Genomic DNA, 561 nt, shown 5'->3' with positions numbered 1-561 from the left:
TTTTTAATAATTTATTTGTTTTATGTAAAAGGTGCCAAGAAATACTTTGTAGTTTTATTTCTTGGCGTGGGTATTTATTTGGGTCATTTGGATGCCGACCTTACAATAGTATATGTCCGATATATGGAATGGTTTGTTATTTACGTTCAGTTCAGTAAAATTAGGAAAGAAAAAACACCTATTTTTTAATAGGTGTTTTTTCTGCAAAGTGGCTTATAAAATTAAAAGAAAGGTATTTCTATTCATACATTTTTAATAATCATCTCTATGATCATGCTCATCACGTTCTTTACAATGCTTACGCTTGCAGCAGAAACGATCACAATCAGGTGAATTTATAGAGACTACATTAATTTTATTAATTGCAATACGTGCCAATCCTGGGAAACAATCGAAGTCAGATAAAATAATTACGTTGTTTCCTTGAAAACCTTGGAATGTTGCACTTGTAGGTGGTTGGCAATCATATTGAAGAACAATGCAAGTACCAGGAGTTAATGTTCTTAAGAATTGTAATAACTCTGGATTATTATTCACCTGTCTAATGTTTTCTTCTTTTCG

Annotated in this window: 2 protein-coding genes; one reads left to right on the top strand and one right to left on the bottom strand. The window is 31.2% G+C overall.

Annotated elements, in window-relative coordinates:
- Positions 1-189 (top strand): hypothetical protein (locus tag ACUN13_RS32170; protein WP_438906473.1); only part of this gene is annotated, 189 nt, incomplete at its 5' end.
- Between the two features lie 63 nt (positions 190-252).
- Here ACUN13_RS32170 and ACUN13_RS32165 read toward each other — a convergent pair.
- A partial coding sequence (locus tag ACUN13_RS32165; RefSeq protein WP_445424201.1) for a hypothetical protein occupies positions 253-561 on the bottom strand: 309 nt, incomplete at its 5' end.

The organism is Bacillus cereus group sp. Bce041, from assembly GCF_052646455.1.
Note: the sequence above shows the minus strand (reverse complement) of the source record. Positions and strands in the feature narration are given on the sequence as shown.